The 23,949-nt window shown below is 50.5% G+C and carries 23 protein-coding genes; 9 read left to right on the top strand and 14 right to left on the bottom strand.

Going from position 1 to position 23,949, the window contains the following annotated elements; translation table 11 throughout:
• Positions 1–91: 91 nt before the first annotated feature.
• Entirely contained in the window at positions 92–1,030 is a 939-nt protein-coding gene (locus tag H6G89_RS17120; protein ID WP_190508480.1) for a DMT family transporter, read from the top strand.
• On the opposite strand, the gene H6G89_RS17115 is transcribed toward H6G89_RS17120, so the two are convergent.
• Complete coding sequence (locus H6G89_RS17115; RefSeq protein ID WP_242059984.1) at positions 1,027–1,506, bottom strand: hypothetical protein; 480 nt, start codon at positions 1,504–1,506, stop codon at positions 1,027–1,029. The two genes, H6G89_RS17120 and H6G89_RS17115, sit on opposite strands and share 4 nt — an antisense overlap.
• A gap of 465 nt (positions 1,507–1,971) precedes the next feature.
• Here H6G89_RS17115 and H6G89_RS17110 point away from each other — a divergent pair, with 465 nt between their 5' ends.
• Positions 1,972–2,565, top strand: a complete 594-nt coding sequence (locus H6G89_RS17110) for a hypothetical protein (protein ID WP_190508478.1) — start codon at positions 1,972–1,974, stop codon at positions 2,563–2,565.
• Between the two features lie 295 nt (positions 2,566–2,860).
• Here the strand turns inward: H6G89_RS17110 and H6G89_RS17105 are convergent, their stop codons facing one another.
• The 4 genes from H6G89_RS17105 to H6G89_RS17090 form a co-directional block, all read right to left on the bottom strand.
• Positions 2,861–4,282, bottom strand: coding sequence for an amidase (locus H6G89_RS17105; protein WP_190508476.1), 1,422 nt, complete (start codon positions 4,280–4,282; stop codon positions 2,861–2,863).
• Between the two features lie 82 nt (positions 4,283–4,364).
• A complete protein-coding gene (locus tag H6G89_RS17100; protein WP_190508474.1) occupies positions 4,365–4,625 on the bottom strand; it encodes a hypothetical protein in 261 nt (86 codons plus the stop codon).
• Positions 4,626–4,649: 24 nt separating this feature from the next.
• A complete protein-coding gene (locus H6G89_RS17095) occupies positions 4,650–5,081 on the bottom strand; it encodes a hypothetical protein (protein ID WP_190508473.1) in 432 nt (143 codons plus the stop codon).
• A 101-nt stretch (positions 5,082–5,182) separates the two neighbouring features.
• Entirely contained in the window at positions 5,183–7,195 is a 2,013-nt protein-coding gene (locus H6G89_RS17090) for a WD40 repeat domain-containing serine/threonine-protein kinase (RefSeq protein ID WP_190508471.1), read from the bottom strand.
• A 647-nt stretch (positions 7,196–7,842) separates the two neighbouring features.
• Here H6G89_RS17090 and H6G89_RS17085 point away from each other — a divergent pair.
• From H6G89_RS17085 to H6G89_RS17060, 6 genes are all read left to right on the top strand, one after another.
• Positions 7,843–8,778, top strand: a complete 936-nt coding sequence (locus H6G89_RS17085) for an alpha/beta fold hydrolase (protein ID WP_190508469.1) — start codon at positions 7,843–7,845, stop codon at positions 8,776–8,778.
• The gene (locus tag H6G89_RS17080) at positions 8,775–9,731 is read left to right on the top strand and encodes an EI24 domain-containing protein (protein WP_190508468.1); all 957 of its coding nucleotides are present in this window, start codon (positions 8,775–8,777) and stop codon (positions 9,729–9,731) included. The genes H6G89_RS17085 and H6G89_RS17080 overlap by 4 nt, the downstream gene beginning before the upstream one ends.
• A gap of 359 nt (positions 9,732–10,090) precedes the next feature.
• A complete protein-coding gene (locus tag H6G89_RS17075) occupies positions 10,091–10,228 on the top strand; it encodes a hypothetical protein (protein WP_190508467.1) in 138 nt (45 codons plus the stop codon).
• A gap of 192 nt (positions 10,229–10,420) precedes the next feature.
• Positions 10,421–11,155 (top strand): tetratricopeptide repeat protein, encoded by a 735-nt coding sequence (locus H6G89_RS17070; RefSeq protein ID WP_190508466.1) that lies wholly within the window; start codon positions 10,421–10,423, stop codon positions 11,153–11,155.
• Positions 11,156–11,250: 95 nt separating this feature from the next.
• Positions 11,251–12,051 carry a glutamate racemase gene (gene murI, locus H6G89_RS17065; RefSeq protein WP_190508465.1) on the top strand — a complete coding sequence of 267 codons (801 nt, stop codon included), beginning with the start codon at positions 11,251–11,253 and terminating at the stop codon, positions 12,049–12,051.
• Positions 12,052–12,072: 21 nt separating this feature from the next.
• Positions 12,073–12,378 (top strand): DUF3253 domain-containing protein, encoded by a 306-nt coding sequence (locus tag H6G89_RS17060; RefSeq protein WP_190508464.1) that lies wholly within the window; start codon positions 12,073–12,075, stop codon positions 12,376–12,378.
• A 29-nt stretch (positions 12,379–12,407) separates the two neighbouring features.
• On the opposite strand, the gene H6G89_RS17055 is transcribed toward H6G89_RS17060, so the two are convergent.
• A complete protein-coding gene (locus H6G89_RS17055) occupies positions 12,408–12,797 on the bottom strand; it encodes a DUF4359 domain-containing protein (protein ID WP_190508462.1) in 390 nt (129 codons plus the stop codon).
• A gap of 60 nt (positions 12,798–12,857) precedes the next feature.
• Complete coding sequence (gene lepB, locus H6G89_RS17050; RefSeq protein WP_190508461.1) at positions 12,858–13,598, bottom strand: signal peptidase I; 741 nt, start codon at positions 13,596–13,598, stop codon at positions 12,858–12,860.
• Between the two features lie 142 nt (positions 13,599–13,740).
• Here lepB and H6G89_RS17045 point away from each other — a divergent pair, with 142 nt between their 5' ends.
• The gene (locus H6G89_RS17045; RefSeq protein ID WP_190508458.1) at positions 13,741–15,084 is read left to right on the top strand and encodes a dihydroorotase; all 1,344 of its coding nucleotides are present in this window, start codon (positions 13,741–13,743) and stop codon (positions 15,082–15,084) included.
• A 58-nt stretch (positions 15,085–15,142) separates the two neighbouring features.
• On the opposite strand, the gene H6G89_RS17040 is transcribed toward H6G89_RS17045, so the two are convergent.
• From H6G89_RS17040 to H6G89_RS17010, 7 genes are all read right to left on the bottom strand, one after another.
• Positions 15,143–16,585 carry a dihydrolipoyl dehydrogenase family protein gene (locus H6G89_RS17040; protein WP_190508456.1) on the bottom strand — a complete coding sequence of 481 codons (1,443 nt, stop codon included), beginning with the start codon at positions 16,583–16,585 and terminating at the stop codon, positions 15,143–15,145.
• Positions 16,586–16,662: 77 nt separating this feature from the next.
• Positions 16,663–16,989 (bottom strand): DUF4926 domain-containing protein, encoded by a 327-nt coding sequence (locus H6G89_RS17035; RefSeq protein ID WP_190508454.1) that lies wholly within the window; start codon positions 16,987–16,989, stop codon positions 16,663–16,665.
• The gene (locus H6G89_RS17030) at positions 16,986–17,318 is read right to left on the bottom strand and encodes a DUF6883 domain-containing protein (protein WP_190508452.1); all 333 of its coding nucleotides are present in this window, start codon (positions 17,316–17,318) and stop codon (positions 16,986–16,988) included. The genes H6G89_RS17035 and H6G89_RS17030 overlap by 4 nt, the downstream gene beginning before the upstream one ends.
• A gap of 32 nt (positions 17,319–17,350) precedes the next feature.
• A complete protein-coding gene (gene cobD / locus H6G89_RS17025; protein ID WP_190508451.1) occupies positions 17,351–18,466 on the bottom strand; it encodes a threonine-phosphate decarboxylase CobD in 1,116 nt (371 codons plus the stop codon).
• A gap of 37 nt (positions 18,467–18,503) precedes the next feature.
• Positions 18,504–18,797 (bottom strand): HU family DNA-binding protein, encoded by a 294-nt coding sequence (locus tag H6G89_RS17020; RefSeq protein WP_309229946.1) that lies wholly within the window; start codon positions 18,795–18,797, stop codon positions 18,504–18,506.
• Positions 18,798–19,204: 407 nt separating this feature from the next.
• A complete protein-coding gene (locus H6G89_RS17015; protein ID WP_190508447.1) occupies positions 19,205–21,175 on the bottom strand; it encodes an ELWxxDGT repeat protein in 1,971 nt (656 codons plus the stop codon).
• A 389-nt stretch (positions 21,176–21,564) separates the two neighbouring features.
• Positions 21,565–23,880 carry an AMIN domain-containing protein gene (locus H6G89_RS17010; protein WP_190508445.1) on the bottom strand — a complete coding sequence of 772 codons (2,316 nt, stop codon included), beginning with the start codon at positions 23,878–23,880 and terminating at the stop codon, positions 21,565–21,567.
• Positions 23,881–23,949: the final 69 nt, after the last annotated feature.

The raw sequence follows: 23,949 nt of genomic DNA, 5'->3' as shown, positions 1-23,949 counted from the left end.
TCACGCCTTCAAAATCACCCACTTACTGGAAGGCATCCCATCCTTCCCATGACAGGATGAGCAGAATCAACCGCTGTTCACCGGGTATACGATGTCTACTCAACCTGCCGACCCAATCGAAGCAACCGCTCCAGCTACACGAGATGTGCTTCTGTTTAGTGCCCTTTGCATTGTCTGGGGGTTAACCTGGGTGCCCCTGAGAATTGGCACGATCGCCATACCCCCCTTGCTGTTTGCCAGTTCTCGTTTTTTAGCCGCAGGATTATTGCTAGGAAGCATCAGTCGAGTTTTTGGCAGGCTTCAGTTGCCCCCTGCCGCTGCCCTTCCCCGCTTGCTGCTGGTTGCCCTGTTCACGGTCACGCTGTCCTATGGACCCATCTTTTGGGGCATTGCTCGCATTGACTCTGGTCTAGCGGCTGTGATTAATCTCTCACTGATCCCGATTAGCTTAATTGCGGCAGAGGCTCTACTGGAAAAACGTCATCCTCAACCGCGTCAATTACTCGCTTGCACGGTTGGTTTACCTGGGCTAATGCTTCTCTTTTTGGGCGGCAACTCCAACGGAACACGGTTAGAAGGCATCGTCGCAGTCGTTTTAGGAACGTTTGCTTATTGCTTTGGCTCCGTACTCTCACGTCGGATTCCGTCACGACCCTCGCCAATTGTCGTCAGTGCTTTTTGTAATACCGTTGGAGCAACGCTGCTAGGGTTATGGGCGATCGCCCTACATGAGACGAGTGCATTTCATCGCACCGCCATTAACACTCCTGTAATTTATTCCTGGTTATTCTTAGTCATCTTTGGCACAATCTTCGGCTTCACCGTCTATCTGCATCTGTTGCGCGTCTGGGGATCGGGGCGAGCCGGAATGTATGCTTTTCTATCACCGATTGTGGCGGTGGTTGTGGGGGCGATCGTCCTGAGTGAGGCGATTACGTTGAGGGATGGATTGGGAATGAGCTTGATGCTAGTAGGGGCAGCGATCGCCCTATGGAAACCCGCTGCCCCACCAGTTAACTCATCCCCTTAAAACGAAGCATCATGCTCCCGATCCCAACAAGTGCCATCCTTCCAGACGCGCCCTGTGTTTTGACACTCCGTTTTGGTTTGCAACCAGGGAATTCCCGTCGGATGGGATTGAGTGCTTTGCATCGCGGCGATCGTCGGTAAGACAAACTTTTGAATGCCAACAGTAGAGAGTGCAAGAACTGCGATTGCAGTCGTGATTACGGCGATATTGGCAGGCTTCCAAACGGGTCGTTGACGACGCTCAGCCAATCGTCGTTGGGGCGATCGCTGTTCCCGTCCTGCTAAAAGCACCAGATAAAACCGCACCGGAGACGGAATTGACCAGCGAATATCGACAGCATGAGTTTTCCAGGTTAGATGATAAGAGGCTTGATTCAGTGCCTCTAGTTGCAGCGGGGTAAATGTCGTTGCGACCTCAGGGGGAATATGTTCAAACAATCGGTTAACCAACGGGCTCTTATTTGTGGATGGGTTCATGGGGTGATGAGTCATCAGGTCGATGAGCAAGCCAAATCAGACCCAGTCTAAAACTCTCTCCATAGAGAAGTAACCCGGAAAACTTCGTAACACTTTGGAGCTAAATGGGCGATCGCCCCCAATCATCAGCAAAAATGCTGAGGTAGTCCACCTGTGGACTATCCTGAGGACAATCCACAGGATATGAAATTATAGCTTTGGTCAGAAAGCTTACGGCAGAAGCAATGGCTCAAACTCGGATACTGGGAAAGCTTCCTGACTCGCCTCCGCCCCATTGAATGTAGCTACGGCTATAACCCCGCTGATCGGCTCTGTTCTGCATCTCAGGCATTCATTCTGGACTATCCTGAGGACAATCCACAGGATAACTCAATGAACAATCTGTCATGGGAGTTGTAATCGTTTACAGTTATCCCGTATAAAAGCGTTAAGGAATATCCTGAGGACAGTCCAGAGGATAGCAGGATGGACAATGAAGAAACCCGGGGGGAAATCGATCGGCTGCCCGTCAGTGCTTTGATGGAGCGATATACCCTGGTGAGAAGTGCAGTCTACACCCGGTTAGAGGCACTTGGCATAAAACCTGAAAAAGTCGGTAATAAATCTTTTCTCAATGCCCAACAGATTGAGTTGATGGACGACTTACATCGCTTTATTCAATCTGGAGGGACTACAGCCGAGTTTCTCGACAGTCGGGGCATCAGCAAGGCAGGTGAGTCCTCAGGACTGTCCTTAGGACAATCCTCAGGCTCATCCTCAGGATTGTCCACTGTACCGTCCTCCGACATGATGCAGATGTTTAACGCATTTGCAGATGCCGTCTCCAGACTCCAACCTGCGGCTCCTCCACCTGACCCACTGGCGTATTTCCGGCATTTAGAGGAAGCTGCCCAAAATGGCTGGATTTTAAAGACCTCCGAAGTCGCTTATTTGTTGGATCTACTGCCATCCGAAATTAGTCAATACGGCGATGCCTTTTCGGATGCGGGCTTTGTCTTCACTCGGTCAGGCTATCGAGGTGGAGAGGTAGCCTGGAGAGTATCGAAGCCGATAAAATAAAAAAGCCAGCGATATGCTGGCTGATCAGAAGTGTCCGTTTTATAGTGTTTTCGGCGGTGATGTTGGTCTTAGCACTGGCATCACCTAATTTTTTAGGCGATGGACTGTTAGTCGCTCTGGCTTTTGTTCGCCAGGAGAAGCTTAACCCACCAGTGGAGGCGTTGTCTTCCTGAACCCTTCAGTCTTTTTCTGTTACTACTCTATCATGTCCTGAGGACTGTCCTCAGGACAATCCTCAGGACACATTTCTTTACAAGATTCTTCCTGGAGTGAATCGGTAGACCCCCTCATGCATTCATTCAGCGCACAGGGCAGGACGACGATGAATCCAGGGTTTGGCTTGCTCAATCTGCGCCGCTAGGGAAATCAGTGTCGTCTCGTCGGCAGGACGACCAATAAATTGAATACCAATGGGCAACCCATTTGGGTCTAACCCCATCGGCAGGGCGATCGCGGGTTGTCCAGTGGCGTTAAATGGAGGACAGGGCGCAACCCAATTGACGATCTTCTCAAACTGTTTTGCCGCTCTTAGGGGTGCCCATTCCCCAACTCGGATTACGGGGTGCATGAAAATCGGCAACACCAACACATCAATTGGGTCTAACGTCACGACCAAGCGACGGGCAAAGGACTGCATCTGCATCAGTGCTCTCAGGTAAACCCCACCAGAGTTAGAGCGCGATCGCCTCAACAACCAGCGATTTAGCTTCCCTAAGAAAATCCACGGCACCCCCATATCGACTCCAGCTTGCCAAACCTTAATCAGGGGTTCCGCCAATTCGGTGAAATCTAGCTCAATTGGCTCTACCTGATGTCCAAGCTCTTCCAACAGAGCAACCGTGTCTAACACCGTCTGCTCATAGACTGGATGGAACTTGCCAACGGGGGGAATATTAGTCGTGAAGGCAATCCGCAGCGTTTTAACCGATTGTTGGGTCGCTGACAGAAATGATTGGGGTGGGTCTGGCAACCAGTAAGGGTCACCGGGGACGTATCCAGCTAAAACATCCAACAATGCTGCTGCATCTGACACGGTTCGAGCAAAGGGACCATCGATCGCCAACCCACTCAACTTATCTCCCAAAGGCGCATGGGAAACGCGACCTCGTGCAGGTTTGATGCCCACCAGACCGCAACAAGCCGCCGGACCACGAATCGACCCCCCTCCGTCAGAACCATGCGCTACAGGAGACAACCCCGCAGCAACAGAGGCGGCGGCTCCACCACTGGAACCTCCAGGAGTGTAGTCTGGATTCCAGGGATTACGAGCCGGAGGAAAGCCTCGTGGCTCGGTGTAGGGTGTAGAGCCAAGTTCCGAAGTGGCAGTCTTACCAAGAATGACAAATCCGGCTTCTCGAATTTTAGTGACAATGCCCGCATCTTCTGTGGAGGGACGGTTTTTCAAGATGCCGACACCATAACTACACGGCGCACCCAAGACGGGAGACAAATCTTTAATAGAAATCGGCACCCCAAAAAAGGGAGGCAAGCCCTCTGAAGCAGAAGATATTGTCCGTTGCGCCAGTAGCTCTGTTTTTGCTCTAGCATCCGCGATCGCCTGGTCTGCCATCACCACAAAATAGCTACCCAGAATCGGGTTTAGTCGCTCAATCCGCTCTAGATAAAGCTGGGTCAACTCCAAGGGTGATATCTCCCCATGGCGAATGAGAGCAGCTTGCTCCAATGCGGGGGTAAAGGCTAGATCAACTGGGTTCATGAGTTTTGACGTCGTTTGAGAAACCAGACAAACCGCATTCTACTGCGGTTTTGACCTGACATTCGGCAGATTCAAAGGCAATTCAAGGGCTCCTATCCTGCCACTGATCCTCACCCCAAACTCTAACGTATAGCCGTAGCCCCATTTGATGGGGCAGAGGTGAGTCAGGAAGCTTTCCCAGCATCCAGGTTTGAGTCATTGCCTTTGCCTTAAGCTTTCTGACCAAAGCCATAGCTTGCTTTACGGGTGCGACTTTATGGCAGCGATCGCCACCTGTTTGCAGACAGGGAAAATAAACCCATTCCCGATGCCCACTTTCCTTGAAAGTAAAAGATTTTCTCAAACACAGCCAACCCCCCAATGGGTACTACTGGCTCGCCGCACTGTTAAACAACTCCACGATCTGCCGACACACCAGCTTAAGTTTTTCCTTCACCTCATCCACAGGCTGAGTATTGCCGACAAATTGCCAACTCTCAATTGTAGAGAGTCGCCACTGTTCGCCTAGATGAGTGAAACCTGCCGCCTCAACCCCAATCGCCCGTCGTAAATCCGTGACTGGGTCAGTGTAGAAGCGAATCTGCACCAGAATGCTGCGGCTCTGACACAAGCGACTCCAACCTGGCAAATGAAACCCAATATCAATCGAGTCAGGATCAACCAGGTCTTGAATGTCAGGATCGTTGACCCACGGTTTGAGGTCAGCCTTGACATCGGGAAACTGCGCCTTGAATAAATTCACCACGGCAGCAATTTTAGTGGTGGCTTCAAGACCGAGTGCTTGTTCTGCTGCGTTCACTCCAACTCACTCCTATGGCTTCTCTAGTCATGCTGCAATAGATCGATAGGATCAGCAGTGTTTATTAACACTATTTTGGCAATTCTTAAAGATACTAGGAGTTACTCTTCTAATTCAAACTGCCATAGTTTGATATCTCGACTATGGCTACCAGTGCCCATCATCTCACGGTTAAAATCTACGACAAAGAAGTTAATCGGGTCTTTGTAGCCTGTCAGGGTGCGCCGCAACTTACCCTCCGCCAGATCCCAAACTTTGATGGTGCCATCGGCATTGCTACTGATGAGGGTAGTGCCATCGGGGCTAATGACCACAGCGTTGACGTAACTTGTATCTTGCAACGTGTGAATCAATTCACCGGTTTGCCGATCCCAAACTTTTACAGTCCTATCAGCACTAGCACTGACCACCGTACTGCCATCTGGACTCACCTCAACCGCGTTGATCGGGCTAGCGTGTCCTTCAAATGTGCGAATCACCTCACCCGTCTGCACATCCCACAGTTTTACAGTGCTGTCTGCACTGCCGCTGATCAAGTTCTTGCCGTCAGGGGTAAACACAATGGAATTGACCGGGCTGGTGTGCGATCGCAACGTCTGTAGCTCCTCGCCCGTCGCAAAATTCCAGAGCTTGATGGTGTTATCGGCATCCCCACTGACGAGAGTTTTACCATCGGGGCTGATATCCAGAGTATTGATGAAGGTGGAGTCTTGCAGGGTGCGAATCGTTTCCCCTGTTTGCAAGTCCCAAATCCGAATGGTGGCATCGGCACTGCCACTCACTAAGTTCTTGCCGTTTGGGCTGACGATCAAGGCGTTGATGAAGCTAGTGTGCCCTTCTAGCGTCTGCACCAACTGTCCTGTTGTGGCATCCCAAATCCGAATGGTGGCATCCACACTGCCGCTGATCAGATGGGTTCCTGCTGGACCCAATAAGAGACACTTGAGTTCACCCGTGTGACCTGAAAGGGTTTGAGTAATGGCGATCGCCTCACTACTGCCCCCCGCCATACTTTGATAAATCTGCCATCCACCCACACCCCCCAACACCACAACCAGAGCAGCGACTCCGCCCATCAACCATCGCTTAGACCCGATTTGAGTCCATTTTGGAGCCGAGGCTTGAGCAACCGTCCCTGAGTCATTGAAGGTCTTGATCACCGTTGGAGCAATCGGGGTGGGTGCAGGTTGCCCGACGTCAGCGGCAATCCGAGCTAACTCATCCAGAATATCTTGCGTATTTTTGGGGCGATCGCTGGCTCTGGGTGATACCAAGCGATCGATAAAGTCAGCAAACGGAGAGGAAATCTGCGGTGCATGATCTCGCCACCGAAATTCGTTGTTCAATGAGTCATAAATCCCACTATCCGTCGGCAGTTTAGCCGTTAATAAATAGATAAAAGTACGTCCCAACGCATAAAAGTCAGACTGGGGCACGGCTTGTCCATACTCCTGCTCAGGTGGAGTGTAACCCGCTGAACTGATGCGCGTTACCCCCGTTGAACCGCCGCTAAGTTGCGCCAGATAGGTATACGTCATCTCTCGTGCCGCCCCAAAATCGACCAGCACTAACTGTCCGTTGGATCGCAACATCAAGTTATCGGGCTTGATATCCCGATGAAAGTAATTCTTCAGATGCACCAGATGCAACACTTCGGTAATCTGTTGCAGCCAATTCATTGCCTGCCGTTGGCTGATGGGGTTGTTGCCCTGCTGCTTCATCCATTCGCGCAGATTAGGTCCATCAATTTTCTCCATAATGATGCAATGCAACACCCCCGTCCCATCCTTCGGCTGAAACTGGAAGTAGCCGTTAGGCTCAATCAAAGGAATGCCGGGATGATATAGCTGGCTCAACACCTCCGCTTCCTGTTGAAACAACTCAACCGCTTTGGGATTGGTGCTGTGATTCTCTTTCAGCACTTTGAGAATTTTGGGAACACTGCGCTCATACGCTTCATAGACTTTGCCAAACCCGCTTTTATCGCTGAGCAACCGCAACACGCGATATCGCTGCTGCAACACCAAATGAGAACCGCAACTTTCGCAAAAGCGACTGCCATCGTTAGCAGGATGATCGGGTTGTGGACAGCGGGGATTAATGCAAAGGCTCATATCAGGCTGTCGGTAGATGTGTATTTATTATCCTGCCCAAATCGGGCGAGCGGCGATAGGGGCAACAATCCTAAAAGTGCTGAGTTGATGGTCAATGGTTAATTGTTAATTGTCAATGTATGCCTATTTCAATGGGTGCATATATGGAGATATCTTTTGCTCCGTCCAACCCCTGCGATCGCGCTTCAAAAGGGTTATGTAATACCAATTTGAATTGACAATACAACAAATGCTTGTACGGGTTGCGCAATGCCAAACCCCTTCCTAACTCTGATTTGCCTACAAAACTCTTTAAATCGTATTAGAAGCCAACGTTTTCCTAAAAACTCCGACTTCTGAGCAATCTTGAACTGCACAAGACAACCTTAAAACCTGCAAAATGAAGATTAGGGGCTGTTGCAAGACTTTTTCTGGGGCATACCTAAACTTGTACACACAAAGCCCTGAACCCTAACAGTCTTGTTCCTCAGGCTTTACTAGGGAACGTAGATTGGGAGGCTTGCCTCCTCTCAGATGCAGCGGCAGAGCCGCTAACCCGGCATTCCCAGCCAGGAGGCTGGGAACGAGAGTAAGGGTGTTTCGCAAAACGCCCCTACGAGCATTCCACACATCCATTCAATCTTCGATCTTCATTTTTCTTTTTTACCATGCCCAAGCGAGTCCTCCATCCCTGGCACACCCAACTTGGCTCTCAGCGCGATTGGATTTGGCGAGGTTGGCAGATTCGTTATACCCATTTGCAATCGCTCGAACCCACTACCGTTGAAACCGCACCGTTGGTTTTTCTGCATGGGTTTGGAGCAGCTTTAACCCAGTGGCGATCGAACCTGATTCCTTTGAGTCAGTCCCGTACAGTGTATGCCCTCGACTTTCTGGGGTTTGGAGCGTCGGAGAAAGCCGTCACAGGGTATAACGTCAGCTTGTGGGCAGAGCAGGTCTACGAGTTTTGGCAGCAGTTCATCGGCAAACCCACCATCTTTGTCGGTCACTCCTTGGGAGCCTTGGTGGCGTTAGTCGCGGCAGTCAACCATCCAGAGATGGCGAAAGGCTTGGTGCTGATTACACTGCCATCATCGCGTCAGGAGCTATTGCCTCAGTGGTTGCAACCCATTGTTGGGGCGATCGAGGGGATGTTTGCCTCCCCGTTAATTATTAATCCATTATTTCGCTTGATTCGTCAGCCGTCGTTTATTCGATCGGTATTGCAAAAGATCTATACCGAGAAGACTAACGTGACCGAGGAGTTAGTTTCCAGTTTTACGATGCCTGCGATCGATCGCGGAGCCGCGAAGGTACTGGTACGGTTGGTCAAAGCCCGTACCCGGGTTGACTTTAGCCCTGATACAAAAACCCTATTACCGGGTCTTAAAATGCCTGTTTTAGTATTGTGGGGCGACCAGGATAAGATTATTCCCCTGACTTGGGGAAGGCAACTGCCAGCCCTTAACCCCAATGTGAGATTGGTAGAGTTAGCCGGAGCGGGGCATTGCTCTTATGATGAGTCTGCCGATCGCGTCAATGACGAAATCTTGACCTGGATTCGCACCACTGTAGAAACTGACAACGTAGAGGTTTTGCTGTGACAAACGCCAAAGGGGAGTTAAAGCCAGCCCAAGGGGTCTGGGGGATTTTTGCAGGGATTACCTACCCGCTGCGATCGCTCGGACTATTAATCACCACTCCCCAACTGCGGGGATATGTGCTGATTCCCATCGTCGTGAATGTGGTTGTTGGGTTAACCCTCTACACCAGTTTGCTGTTGGCGGGGTTTGAGGCGATCGAATCGGTCACGGCTAACCTGCCTGCCTGGATTCCCAACTTTTCAGCCTGGAACCTCAACGTCCCTGCCTGGTTGCTGTGGCTGCAAAACCTGCCTGTTTGGGTCAGTCAATCCCTGGACTGGTTGGCGATCGCCTTTGGTTGGTTGATCTACGCCATTCTGGTCGTCCTGTTGCTAATTGCCACCGGGTTTGTGCTGCTGCAATTTGGCGTGTTGTTGGGCGCACCGTGGTATGGCAAGTTGTCGGAGGAATTAGAGAAACTGCAAACGGGGCATCTCCCCGTGGCTGAGTCCAACGTTTTAGGGATCTTTCGCGATGTGGGACGCGCCATTCAGTATGAACTGAAAAAGCTGGTCATTACCCTGGGAATTGGACTACCCCTATTGTTCCTGAATTTCCTTCCTGGATTGGGAACGGCGATCGCCACCATTGGCGGCATTGCGATCGCGGCTACCATTGTCTGTCTCGACTTTCTCGACCCTGCCCTCGAACGTCGTCGCCTCCGCTTTCGAGACAAGCTTGGCGTTATCCGCCGCAGCCTGCCCGCCAGTGCTACCTTTGCCCTCGGTTGCCTGTTTCTAGTTAGCGTTCCCTTCCTCAATCTCCTCGCCATTCCCGTTTGTGTAGGCGCAGGCACTCTGTTCTTTTGCGATCGCGTCCTACCCATCGCCCCGGAGTTAAAGGGAAAGAAGGACGATAAAAATCAACTCAAAGATCAAGCGGCAACGGGAGAGGAGAACCAGCAGAACTCTTGATCCCGAACGGTTGACATCGCAATTATATAGACGAGGCACTCAACAGGACAGACGCGATTCATCGTATCTCTCTCGGCAGGACTCAAAATTCAATGTCCTAACGGTTTTGGCGATCGCTATAGCTTTGGTCAGAGAGTTCCACCATTCGCCTGAGCCACCCACGTCGAAGCGCTGAACCCCATCCTAACTAATGCCACTTTAAATGGTTTCCAGTGCAAATGCGGACGCTCGTAGGGGCGGGTTTAGCTGTTTACTAACGGCAAACCCAAGCACTTATCTGCAAAACCTGCCCCTACCGATATCTGTCTTGAACACCATTTGATTTGGTATAACGTCAGTTCGGTTTAAGCACCCGGCGAATGAATTCGCGGCTACTAGAGCGAAGTCCGCCGACGCGGACTCCGGAAAAGGCAGGATTTGACGAACCGACGCAAGTCGGTTTTGCGCCGATAGCGGCGGTTTTAACTGCCGAAATCCTGATCCCGAATTCACGTTAACTAACCCCTTGGTTGCTGTAGAGGTCTGCCTTCCGGTTTGACTTCACAAAACGTTAAGCCAGTTTTCTAGCTCAAACTGGGAATTCTAAGAATGAACGTTGATTTACAATTCAACACCTGATACTGCACTTCGGCTTCCATCAGAATTGCTTTGGTTTCAGGGGCAGGAGCTAGTTAAAAAGGATTCCACAGATGATACAGGTTCTGGCGTTTGTTGCAACCGGATTCTGGATGTTGATGATTTTTGATTGCGTTCGAAATGACCCTGAGAGAAATACCTGGCTCTTTGTTCTGATTTTTCTCAATATTCCGGGTGCAATCCTTTATTTTCTGGTACGACGATTGCCCTACCTGAATGTTCCCATTCCACCCTACTTTCAGCGTTGGTCGCGACGACAAGATCTGTGGAATGCAGAAGCCGCCGTCCGAAATATTGGCAAAGCACATCAGTATGTGACGCTGGGCAATGTCTTAAATGAAATGCAAATGCTAGATAAAGCGGCAGAAGCGTATCAGCAAGCCCTTGAAAAAGAGCCTAAAAACACCCATGCGCTCTGGGGTTTAGCCTCGATCGCCATGCACCATCAACAGTTTGCGATCGCCAGAGATCATCTACAACAACTGCTTGCCCTGGAGCCAGATTACAAATTTGGCGAAGCGTCACTTGCCTATGGAAAAGCTCTCTTTGCGTTAGAAGATTGGGATACGGTCGAGCCTCACTTAGAGAAAGATTTGAAACATTGGGGACATCCTGAAGCATGTATTATGCTGGCTAAGATTCAGATCAATCGCGGCGAGGTGGATGCGGCTCGCACAGCTTTAGAGAATATGATCTTCAAGTTGAAAAGCGCACCTAAATTTCACTATCGGCAAAAGCGTCACCTGATTGGTGAGGCAGAGCGATTGCTGAAAAAGCTGCGGCGTTAAGTTGAGAGATTACGATTCAGACCTACTCCTCTGAATACTAAATCGGTGTAATCTAGCATCGTTGTTCTTGCAAAGTTACGCATTATACGACTGGCATGAGTGCGGCACCCATTGGCGTTTTTGATTCTGGGGTAGGAGGTCTGTCGATTTTGCAGGCAATTCGTGCAGCACTACCGCATGAAAACCTGTGCTACGTAGCCGATTCGGGGCACGTTCCCTACGGCACGAAAACACCAGAATACTTGCAACAACGAGCGATCGCCCTAACTCAATTTCTTCTAACTCAGGAGGCAAAAGCGATCGTAGTGGCGTGTAATACAGCCACGGTTGCGGCTGTCAGGCATCTCCGCACAACCGTTCCAATTCCCATCATTGCGGTTGAGCCTGCGGTTAAGCCTGCCGTAGCTGTCACTAAAACGGGCGTTGTAGGAGTCATCGCAACAGCAACAACACTTACCAGCAAGCAGTTCTTATCTCTGTTGGAGCAGTTTGGAGCAGGAGTTACCATCCTGACTCAGGCCTGTCCACATCTGGTGCATCAGGTTGAGGCAGGTGATTTGGGTAGCTCGATGACTCGTGCCCTCATTCACCAATACACATCGCCAATTCTTGCAGCGGGAGCCGACACACTGGTGCTGGGCTGTACCCACTATCCGTTTTTGCGTCCGTTGATTCATGAGGTAGTAGGACCCGAAGTGATGGTCATTGATACGGGTGCAGCCGTAACCCGTCAGGTATTCAATGTTCTAAAGGCAAAACACCTGTTAAATCACAATCAACAACCAGGGCAGGAGCACTTTTGGACAAGCGGGGAGGCGAAGTCAGCCCAAACTCTTTTTTCGACGCTATGGGGACAACCTGTGCAGGTACAAGCCCTGCCTTCAGGATTCGCATGAAGAGTACAGGGTAGAGGCGGTATGTCCTGCGATCGCACCACCATTCGTCAACACTTGCTCGCTAAAGTTCGTCAACGGGGCTTAGAGAAAACAATTTGCCCTTCAGAAGTTGCCAGAGACTTGGGGGGCGATGACTGGCGACTGCTGATGGAGACAGTGCGTCAGGTCGGGGCTGAACTGGTGACAGAAGGGGCGATCGCCGCTTTGCAAAAAGGGCGCGTGGTCGATCCCTTAACGGCAAAAGGACCGATTCGATTTCGCGTGACAGAGCAAGGCATGGCAGAAAAGGATGTACAAAGGTTCAAGGATGACCATACAACGAGCTAAAGCCTCACCACACCAGAGGTTTCCGCTACTCACCGCTTGGTCGCTTGATAAATATAAAACTGTTGAAAGATACCGACGGTTTCAAAGTGATAGGACGGCAACAGCGGACCTAACTCAGCGATCGCCAGGTCGGTTGTATAGATACTCAGCACCCCAAAATTTTGCCGCTCGGTGTTGCGAGAGATAAACTCTCTGACTTCACGTTGATTGTTATCTAATAACTCGCCGCACTGTTCCTGCAACACATCACCAAACACATCGGGAGCTTGAGTGCAAGCATTATCCTTGAGATATTGCGTCAATTGTGCCGTTGCAAACTCCTCGTAAGCATCTCTGTTTGGGTTGGTCAGTGCCAGCGTGACGCCCAGGGCTGCAATCACCACACCAAACAAATAGCCGACAACTTTTACCCCTTTCATGACTTCAACCTCAAGTTTCGTCAGCCTTATCAACGATATTAGTTGTTTCCTGCCACCCCTTTATGGACTGGGAGATGCCTCCGGCGATTCCGTTGATTTCGCAGGGTCGGGTTGCTGATAGCCTGGCTCCGGACCAATGCCACCCATCCGATTGAGGGGCCAAAACCGCACGACAGCACGACCAATAATATTTTCACGCGGGACAAAACCCCAAAAATGGCTATCGTAACTGTTGTTGCGGTTATCTCCTAACACAAGGTAAGAGTCCTCTGGTACGACTTCAGGTCCCCAGGGATAGTCGGGTGGCGCAAAGATATAATTCTCCTCAATGGGTTGATCGTTGATCAACACCTGTCCATCGCGGACTTCCACCGTTTCACCCGGTAATCCAATCACTCGCTTAATAAAGGCATCCTTTAAGCTGGGATTAGCTTGACGCAGGCGATCGGTAGGTCTAAAAACAATGATGTCACCCCGTTCGGGTTTGTAGAAGTAATAGCTGACCTTTTCAATAATCAGGCGATCGTTGACCTCTAACGTGGGGCGCATCGACTCCGACGGAATGTAGCGGGCTTCAGCAACAAACTGACGAATACCCAACGCCAAAATAATGCTCAGTCCAATCGTTTTAAGCCCCTCAACCCAGGGATTTTCCTCTGGTTTAGAGGAGTTTGCCAGGGGGGCAGGAGGGATTTTAGCGAGTTCCTCAGCTTCAGGGTTTGTGAATTGAAGACCATCAGAGTTTAACGCTTGAGGGTTTTCTGACTCCGGTTGAGAGTTAGGATTGGATTGAGTCGGCATGGGTGATCGTGATTTGCCCACAAATGGAACTAAACATTAGCCTAATCGATTTTAAGAGACTGCTACAGTGAAGGTTCCACCAGAAAATGGTGACTCAACCGATTAGATTTCAACCATAGCGCGATCGCTGCCCCATAGTCTGATGAATTTTGCTTCCTCCCTCCATATCCAAAATGCTCAGATCCTCCTACCCAACGGCGAATTCCTCAAAGGAGAGGTCTTAGTACAAAGCGGCAAGATTGTAGAGGTTGCGCCTCAAGTGTCTCCGAATGATTCGGCTGTAGTCATTGACGCGGATGGATCAACTTTGTTGCCAGGGGTCATAGACCCTCAAGTGCATTTTCGGGAACCAGGGCTAGAGCATAAAGAAGATCTGTTCACTGCCAGTTGTGCCTGCGCCAGGGGAGGCGTGACCTCCTTTTTGGAAATGCCCAATACCCGCCCCTTAACCATCACCCAGGAAGCGTTAGATGACAAACTCCAACGAGCCGCGTCCAAGTGCGTAGTCAACTATGGCTTTTTTATTGGGGCAACGGCTGAGAATCTGCCTGACCTTAGAACTGCTAACCCCGCCTGCGGCATCAAAATCTTCATGGGGTCAAATCATGGCGCACTGTTGGTGGAGCAGGAAGACGTACTGGATAAAATCTTCTATCGGGATGTGAATGATCCTCACGCTGAAAACCGTCTGATCGCAGTTCATGCTGAAGACCAGGAGCGAATTCGGCAACGACGCAAGCTTTTCGCTGGAAATAGCAATCCGGCAGTCCACTCCGAGATTCAAGATAACCAGGCAGCCCTGCAAGCGACTCAACTCGCATTAAAGCTCTCTAAGCGATATCAGCGTAATCTGCATATCTTGCACATGTCTACCGCAGAAGAGGCAGATCTATTGCGCCAGGACAAACCCGCTTGGGTCACCGCTGAAGTAACCCCCCAGCACTTGCTGTTGAGTACTCAAGCCTACGAGACGCTAGGAACCCTGGCGCAGATGAACCCACCGTTGCGATCGCCTCACGATGCTGAAGTACTCTGGCAAGCCTTGCTAGATGGCGTGATTGACTTTATTGCTACCGATCATGCCCCGCACACGTTAGAAGAAAAGGCAGAACCTTATCCCAAAAGCCCATCCGGGATGCCGGGAGTGGAAACTTCACTGCCACTGATGCTAACCGAGGCGATGAAAGGACGCTGCACCGTGGCCCAGGTTTCTAACTGGATGTCAACGGCGGTCGCTAAACGGTATGGCATTCCCAACAAAGGGGCGATCGCACCCGGTTACGATGCCGATTTGGTGCTGGTGGATCTCAAGACTTATCGCCCCGTCTTGCGGGAGGAACTGTTGACTAAATGTGGATGGAGTCCGTTTGAAGGCTGGAATCTGACTGGCAATCCGGTTGTAACGATCGTGGGTGGGCAGGTGGTTTACGACCACGGCAAGGTAGACACCAGCGTGCGAGGGCAGGCATTGCAATTTGTCATTTAAGAGGAGACGCGATTCATTTAAGAGGGGACGCAATTAATCGCGCCCCTTTCAGAAAACATTACGATCGCCGCCAGTTAAACCACATTTCCCGCAGTTCCCCCATCACCGAATTGCGATCGCTCTGATGTTGCCGCCACTGCAATGCAGCGAGATGCAAGATTTCTGACCAGCCTGGACTGATTGCCGGAAAGAATTCCAAATCCTGTAAAGGATAGTTATGTCGGATCAGGGGGGCGATCGCCCCAATCAGTTCTTCGGCCTCAGGGCTAACGATGTGTGCTCCGACCAGTTGACCGTCAGGACGGACAATCAGCTTACAAAAGCCCGTTGTGTTGCCCTGCATCTGAGCTTTGGTGACTCGCTTGAGCGGTTGATAGAGCACGGTCAGGCGATCGCCATACTGTTTTCGTGCCTGAGCCTCGGTTAAGCCGATGTGCGCCAGGGTAGGGTCAGTGGCGATCGCCCACGGCATCAGCGCATAGTTGACTCGAAACCGAGGGAAGAAGAGAGCATTTCTAACCGCAATATCCGCCTCATATTGGGCAATGTGAGCAAAGGAATAACCCTCCAATGCCTCGCCGCAGGCATAAATCCGGGGATTGCTGGTTTGCAATTTGGCATTAACAGGAATGCCCCTTGCTGAAACCTCGACATCCACGGCTGTCAAATTGAGGGATGCAAAATCGGGCGGTGAATCTGTTGCCACAATAATCTCATCGGCTTCGAGTGCCCGTGTTCCGGCTTGTACCCACTTTTGCGCTCCCAATTGCCGGACTTGAGTCACCTCCGCCTGGGTCAAGACCTCTACCCCCTCCGCCTCAAGTTGTGCCTGAATCAGCCGCACCGCATCCAAATCTTCTTGAGGTAAGAGGCGATCGCGATTGGTCAGCAGTGTCACTTGAAACCCACATCGGTTCAGCGTTTGCGCCAACTCTACGCCAATTGGGTTGCCCCCAATTAAAATCAGGTGAGCCGTTGGCTTGAGCGAGGGTAGCGATTTCCACAGTGCACTCAGCGTCAAGGGATTTGCCTGTGCTAACCCGTCAATTGGCAAGATGGTTTGACGAGTTGCAGGGGCGATCAAATAACGACGCGATCGCAACACCCGCCCATTCACCACAAACCCAACACGAGGACGACGACAAAACTCCCCATTGCCCACGATGACGTCAACGCCATGAGCCGCAAGGACAGTCGGCGATCGCCCCTCCTCTAAATTGGTAACAACCCCCTGTGCCCAATACAACGCCTCTGCCCAGTTCACAACTGGATGTGATCCTTCTCGCGGGCTATGAATTCCAAAGGCTTCAGCCTGTTGCACCTGCCGCACCGTCTGCCCTACGTATTTCAACGCTTGCTGAATCGTAACCGCATCAACTCCAGGAGAGGGTTGCAAAGGCTCCACTAGAGCAACTCGTGCATTCCATAAAGCGGCCGTGAGAGCCGCGTGACGAGCCGCAATCGCACCACCAATAACGACTAAATCGTAGTCAAACCGCATGAACAGAAGAATGAGATGTCGCCTTCAATCATAGTCATAACTATTGGGGCGATCGCTCATCGCACAACTTAAAACTTTCAAGCACTTTTCTGTTCTGCTTGCTCTTTCTGTAGGAGAAAATCCAAGTAATCTTCTAACTGCAATAATCTTGTATTTGATAGCTGACGTATCTTGTTTAGGATGATTTCTTCCTGCTGCCATTGAGTCACTGGAATAATCTGAGAAGCAGCAACCTCAATGGTGACTTGTGGAGTATTAAACCCTTCCAAACTGTACCCGTCTTCCTCACCATCTGGCATCGGATAACGCTCTACAACAGTCGCAATATCCCCTCGCTTCAAGTTGTACTGTGGTAAATCTTGAGCCAGGGCAACTCTAGAAAATAAGGGATGTTGTCCTTTCATGCGTCAACTCCTTTGCTGGGTACAAGAGTCACGAATCGAGTTGTGCTATCTGTCACCATCCAAATGCTTAAAATGTTAAGCTCTACTCCGTTCACTCCTCGCAACGAAGCGCGAATTAAATACTTCTCACCATAACGATTCTTTTCAATAAATTTAGCAGGCTGGGTGAGAACTTGAGTGCGTAAATCTTTCTCAAGTTGTTGCCAGTTTTCCAATGTATAGCCTGCTTGAGCAAGAAACTTCGACTTATCGTCCTTTGGCAAAGATACCAGCAGATATTGAGTTAACTTTTCTTCTGCGATGATTGCCTCCTGGGATAAAAGAATCATTGATGCGTAGAAGACAAAGAATTGAGCACATTTTACTCTAATAGATTATTAGTTCTCAAAACATTCGTTAACCCATCCAGCAACCGTTGATTTTCAGCCTGAGTGCGGACAGCAACGCGAAAGAAGCGATCGCCCAATTCAGGGAAACTAACGCAATCGCGAATTAAAATTTGGTGCTGTTTGAGTAACTGATGTTGCAACTTGACAGCAGAGCGATCGCAACGAACCAGCAAATAATTCGCTGCACCAGGATAGGGATGTAGCCCCGGCAACGCACTTAAACCCTGAAACAGGTGCGATCGTGCTTCGGCTAACCAGTTCCAGGTCTGTTGTTGAAATTCGTAATCGCCAAGCACCGCTTCTGCGGCGGCGGCGGCAGGTGTGTTGACACTCCAGGGGTCACGCCACTGTTGCCAGCGACGCAACCGATCAGGATGGGCGATCGCATAGCCCAACCGCAATCCCGGCAGGCTGTAAAACTTGGTGAGCGATCGCAACACGACTAAGTTGGCATATTTCTGAACCCAGTCAATTACACTTTGATCTTGCTCATGAGGCAAAAAATCCATAAATGCCTCATCCACAACAACCAGATCAAAACTTTGTAAAGCCGACAAAAGAACCGCTCGCTTTAACAAGTGCCCCGTTGGGTTGTGAGGATTGTTGATCAACAGCCCACAAGATGCATGGGTTTGAGCCGCAACTACCATCGCCTGCAATGCCTGTTGCACATCATCCTCAAGCCCTGCAATGGAACGAGTCATCAGATCAAGCGGACACGGCACAATCCTTGCATGAAACGCCTTGAGGGCTCGCAGATAGTCGCTAAAGGCAGGGGTCATCAGATAAACCGACGACAATTCTGCCAGTTCCCGGCTCGCCCAGGTTAATAACTCGGCAGAACCGTTCCCCGGCAGAATCCATTCCGGCGCAAGATTGTGAACCTGGCTAAGCCTCGATCGCAACTGCCGATAGTCGGGATCAGGATAATCGCGCAGCGTTGAGAGGCTAGCTTGAATGGCAGCGATCGCCGACTGGGGTGGCCCCAGAGGGTTGATGCTGGCTGAAAAATCTAGGATTGACGAAGGGGAACAACCTGCCAGCTCTGCTGCCCAGGTAATGTTCCCCCCATGAGTGGGTTGCGCCACAAAGCTCCGCACAAAGGATACCGATACAAAACCCAAATTACTTTGGCGCGACCTTTTCTTTGAAGAGTTTGCCCGCAGAAAAGGCAGGCACTTTAGTAGCTGGAATTTCCATCGCCTCACCCGTTTTGGGGTTCCGTCCTTCGCGGGCTTTGCGCTCGCGAGGCTCAAACGAGCCGAAGCCAACTAGCGTCACCTTATCACCATTAGAAACCGCTTCCATAATGGAATCGATCGCGGCGGTCAATACGGCATCCGCCTGTTTTTTAGTAACACTTGCCTTTTCGGCAACCTTATCGACTAATTCGCCCTTATTCATGGGAATCTCCTTAATTTGATCAGGATAAGAAACAGCTCTACATCCCAAAGTGGGATCAGAAAGTTGAAAAAACCGAACGGGAAACCAGGTTAGTTGCTGAAACTCCCATAAATTGGAATTTTCAATGCTTTATTCTAAAGTCTAGTTGACAGTTATGGATCGGTGAAACCTTTAATTTATATAGATTTGGGGATTTTTTAGGTAATTTTTCTCAAACTACATAATTTTTTCTGAGTCATCAGCAAAGAATTGGCGCAAATATGACCTAAAAACCAATGAGTGAGTTTCTAAAAAACACAAAAAACAAAGTGAGGAAGAGAAAATCTTCCCCACTTTTACTACTTTTATAGCTACAGTTGCCAGAGTTAGGAGATGTTTCGCGTAACACTGATCCCACTCAACATCACAATTCAATCAGTTTCTCATGTTGCTGACCCCGCTGGAGCCTGAACCCTAAAGATTTCTGTGCCGCTGGCAGTAGTCGTCCCCGCAAAATAGATAAAGCCATTGAAGACCACTAAATCGGCAGGGTTCAGGTTAGGAGATGCAGAGGTTGTCACCTGAATTGTGTTCTGAACGGTTCCACCACTGCGGAATAACTGTCTGCCTGCGGTGCTTGTCAGGGCTGAGAAGTATAGAACACTATCATTGACACTCAACAGATCAGTGGGACTAGAACCACTGCTACCAGGGTTGATATCACTCACCAGGGTTGTGCCATTGACGGTGCCATCACTACGGTATAGCTCTCTGCCCCGGATACCGTCATCAGCAACGAAATAGAAGAAATTACCCACTCGTTCTAGCTCACTAGGGCTGGAGCTTTCAGAACCAGCCCGCAGATTCACGAACAAACGAGTGGATGCAGCGGTACCCGTACTTTGATAAAGCTCACGACCTAAGATACCACCATCATCCGCACTGAAATAGAGGGTATTGTTGAAGTTCACTAGATCAAAGGGATTGGAGCTACCTGTGGGATTAATATTTCTCACCAGGTTCGCTGCCTGTCCGTCATAACTCCACAGTTCGTTGCCCAACAAACCATCATCAGCAGCAAAGAACAGCGTGTTGCCAACAACGGTTAGATCAGCAGGGTTTGAACTGCCTGTTGGGTTGATGTCAGCCACCCGTTGTGTCACGGCAGTGGTAACATCACTAGCACCATCCGTACGCCATAACTCTCTACCTAGAGCGTCTGTAGCTGCAAAGTAAAGTTGCCCATTGTAATTAACAAAGTCAAACGGGCTAGAGCTAGCCGCACCTGGATTAATATCACGGACTAGTTCAGTTCCGGCTACGGTGCCATCAGTGCGCCACAACTCGGTTCCATTGATGCCATTGTTAGCAGCGAAATAGAGCCGATTATTAAAGACAAAAAGATCCGTCGGGTCAGAACTGGCAGAACCCGGATTAATGTTGAGCAGCAGGCGTGTTCCATTTTGAGTGCCATCGGTACTCCACAATTCGCGACCGCTAATCCCATCATTCGCCGTGAAATACAACCGTCCGTTAAAGACAACTAAATCAGTGGGGTTAGAGCTATTAGCACCAGGGTTGACGTTAGCAACTAATTGAGCGGTTGCCCCTCGGTTAACCGGAGCCTGGCGGGTGGTCTCGATCGCCGTCATGTTCAATTCATAAGGAGTCCGGCTACCCCGACGATAGACTCGCACATAGTAGGTACCAGGAGCCAAAGTAATGTTGGGGTTGCGCCCATTAAAGCCAACACTAATGGTTTCCTGACGAGTCCCTTGATTAAAGCTACGCCGTAAAATTTGTCCCTGGCTATTGACCAGATCCATGTCTGCGTTTGCTTCCAAATCTCTCAGGAAAAAAGAGACACGGCTAAATCGCCTCAGGTCAATGCGGTAAAAATCCTGAGTATTGCCACCCCCTACCGCATCGTCAATGATGCGAGTTCTGCCGATGATATTCACTCGACGAGCACGCGCCAGAGTTGCAGGACTAAAGGTTTCAGTGGGTCGAGGTCGAGGAGGTCTTAAATCTGGATTATTACTATTGAGCGGCACCAGCGAAATTGTCAGATCAAAATCAGTTGCCCCTTCAACTCGCTTAACCTGTAAAAAATAGGTGCCAGGTCGCAGTGGGTTTAAGGTAGCCGCACTACGACCAATCACTTCACTGCGATCGCCTGGGTTACTTGAAAACGTCACCACACGACGACGACTGTTAAAGAGCACAAGGTCAGCATTGTCGTCTAAGCCGCGCAGAATGACACCGAGATCACTAAAACGACTGCGATCGCTACTGACATCAAAGCGATAAAAGACGTTGGGGTTTGAACCACTAACAGAGCCACTGAAGGTTTTGCGGAAGCGATCGCCCTCAAAGGAGATCTTAATTGCATCATCAAAGCTGCTGCCTGCCATATCCTCCGTTCCTCACATTAACGTAGCCGTTGGTACAACATTCGTAGAGTTCAAATGCAACGATCAATATCAAAATTGAGCTGTTAATTGTAATCGGGTCAACTCAGGTAGAGGCTCAAATCCCTTGCTATATCTCGATTATGCCCGCCCGAACCAAACCCTTCATCACTAAAAATTAAACTTCAAATAGATCTAAGTTCAGCTCACCCTAAAGTCTAAATAATTGTCTCCCCATCATGATTCCTGCTCTCTCAGTCGGGAACTGAGTTTCGAGTGGGGAAACTCACACACAGACAGCATTTCGACACCAGAACCAGTCATTGGAAGTTAAGCAGATTGGGGCACAACAGATCCCGTCCCTGACTTAACTCCCAATTCATCTCGATCGGTTAGGGGAACTGCACACCCTGACGTTGCAACAACTGCTGCGCTTCACGTCCGGGAGTATAGCTATAACCAAAGTTAGACAAGTCAGAGTCATTAATGACCTGGGGAGTCAATAACACGATCACTTCTTGTCGAGTATTTTCCCGTTCAGTGCTTCTAAACAGAGCACCTAACAGAGGAATGTCACCCAGAATAGGAATCTTGGAGACAGTAGCGCGATCTGTTTCCTGGATAATTCCAGAGAGAATCAGCGTTTGTCCATCTCGCACCCGCAACTGACCGGAGTCAACTCGGCGTTCTTGCAGTAGCACGATGTCACCCTGCTGCGTATTAAAGACGTTCGCCACGGAGGATACTGTAGGAATCACCGCCAGCGTCACAAAGCCATTATCGTCAATCCGACTGAGAACGATATCAAGCGTTAGACCCGCATTCTTAATAATCGGTTCCCGCTGAGCCGAAAAGCCACCAAACACCTCTGTCGTGAGCCGCACCTGTGCCCGTTGCCCTTCCTGAACCGTCAAGGTCGGGTCGGTCAAGATCTTAGCGTTACCGCTAACCACTTGCGCCTGGAGGGTTGCGAGGAAGCGACTGGGGAATTGGAACAATTCCGGCAGACCAATCTCAATACTGCCATCTGGGTTGAGTCGGGTTACACCGCCCTGGAGGGGGTTAGAGTTGGTGCCAAATGGTGGGCGGAAGAACTGACCACTAGGGATTTGAATCGTACCGTCGTTTAAGGGTGGGTTACCAAAGGGTTGAGGTTCACCCGTTCCAAAGGGGGCATCGGGCTGAGCATCAATGAACGGCTGCGGATCGTCAACCCCCTCTGGGAAAGGCGTACCAATGATGGGTGGAGTCAACACACTGCCATCAAATTGACCACGGGTGGGTGGATTGGCACCCCCATAGTTGAAGCTCGCAGCACCCCCATCACTGGTAAAGAAGGTATCTCCAATGCCAAAGGAGAAGCTGGTGTTAATGTCTTCTGTAGCCAGCAAGTTGACGTCTACAATGCGGACATTAATTGCGGCTTGACGACGACGCAGATCGAGTTGAGCCAACAAGTTGGTGGCGATCTCAATGCGACGGGGTGGACCCACCAACGTAATGGTATTCAGACGTTCATTAGTCGAGATGGACACGCCTCTCAACAAGAGAGGGCCTTCCCCTTCAGTCGCGCGTAGAGCCAGGATATCAGGAGTCCGGCTTTCAATCGTCCGAGCAGCAGCACCCTCACCCACTACCGTAATTTCGACTCGCTCAAACGGAATTTGGGTTTCAGCTCCCTGAGCCGTCAGGAAGTTGGCAGCATCAGTAGCAGTCACCTGGTTAAGCCGGAGGGTACGAGCCACCGTAGCCCGTGCATCATCGGGTAAACGAGGACCCACAAAAATGGTACGCCCAGCCCGGTTTGCCTCTAAACCTGCAACCCGCAGTACATAGTTGAAAACATCCTGGACAGGTTCATTCTCAATGTCGAGGGAGATCCGCACCTCGGTGTCCGCTTCTTCGCCAGGAGCCGCCGCTGCTTGTTGGGTTGCACCTGGTAATTCACCAATGTAAGCCACGTTCAAACCAGCGGCGCGAGCCAACAACGACAACACATCGCGCACAGGAGCATCCCGCAAAACCAAACGGGGTACACGCTCGGCTGAGTTGAGGTCAATTGTCGCAGGGGAGGTGTCGATATTCGATATCGCAATGTCACCTAATGGTGGAGCGATCGCCCTGGGTTGGAGCGGCGGCACATACACACCACTTCGACCTGTCGCAGGAACGCCATCAATCGAGATTTGTGGATTGGGCACTAACACGTCAGGAGCGGGAACCAGCGGCGGTGGGACAGGAGCCGGATCAGGCTGTTGCGCAATCTGATTGGGGCTAACCGGGGTCGATTGAGCTGCCTGTCTCCCGGATGGATCAATCGCCATAACGATGCCATTTTGCCGTTGAGTCACCTGCCCTGCTGGAGCAGAGGCATCACCGTTGATCGTGACCCGAATGCTGTTGGAGTCTAACGGCGCAATCATGACCGAAGTAATGCCAGGAGCCGGGTTGTTTTGCAAAAACCCATTCCCCTGGGGCAATCGCAGTTGGGTATTGGTAATGTCCGCGACCAGTGTGTTACCCCGGCTGACGGTGAAAATATCGGGGCGATCGCCATCGCGGGTTTGCAACACCAAATTAATCCCACTGTTGGAGGGGCTGATTTGTACCCCTGTCACTTGAGTAGGCACGGCGATCGCAGGCTGACTGGCAATCAGTGCAATGGCAGTGCCACCTAAGAGGCTGCCAAGACCAAGCTGTTGTTTCACGGTTCACTCCTCCTTAAATCAGAAACGGCGATTGAATGAATGCTATGGGGTCAGATCAGGCTGAAATAC

This window comes from Oscillatoria sp. FACHB-1407, from assembly GCF_014697545.1.
Lineage (GTDB): Bacteria > Cyanobacteriota > Cyanobacteriia > Elainellales > Elainellaceae > FACHB-1407.
The sequence above is the reverse complement of the archived record's forward strand: the minus strand, read 5'-3'. Positions and strand labels throughout refer to the sequence as shown.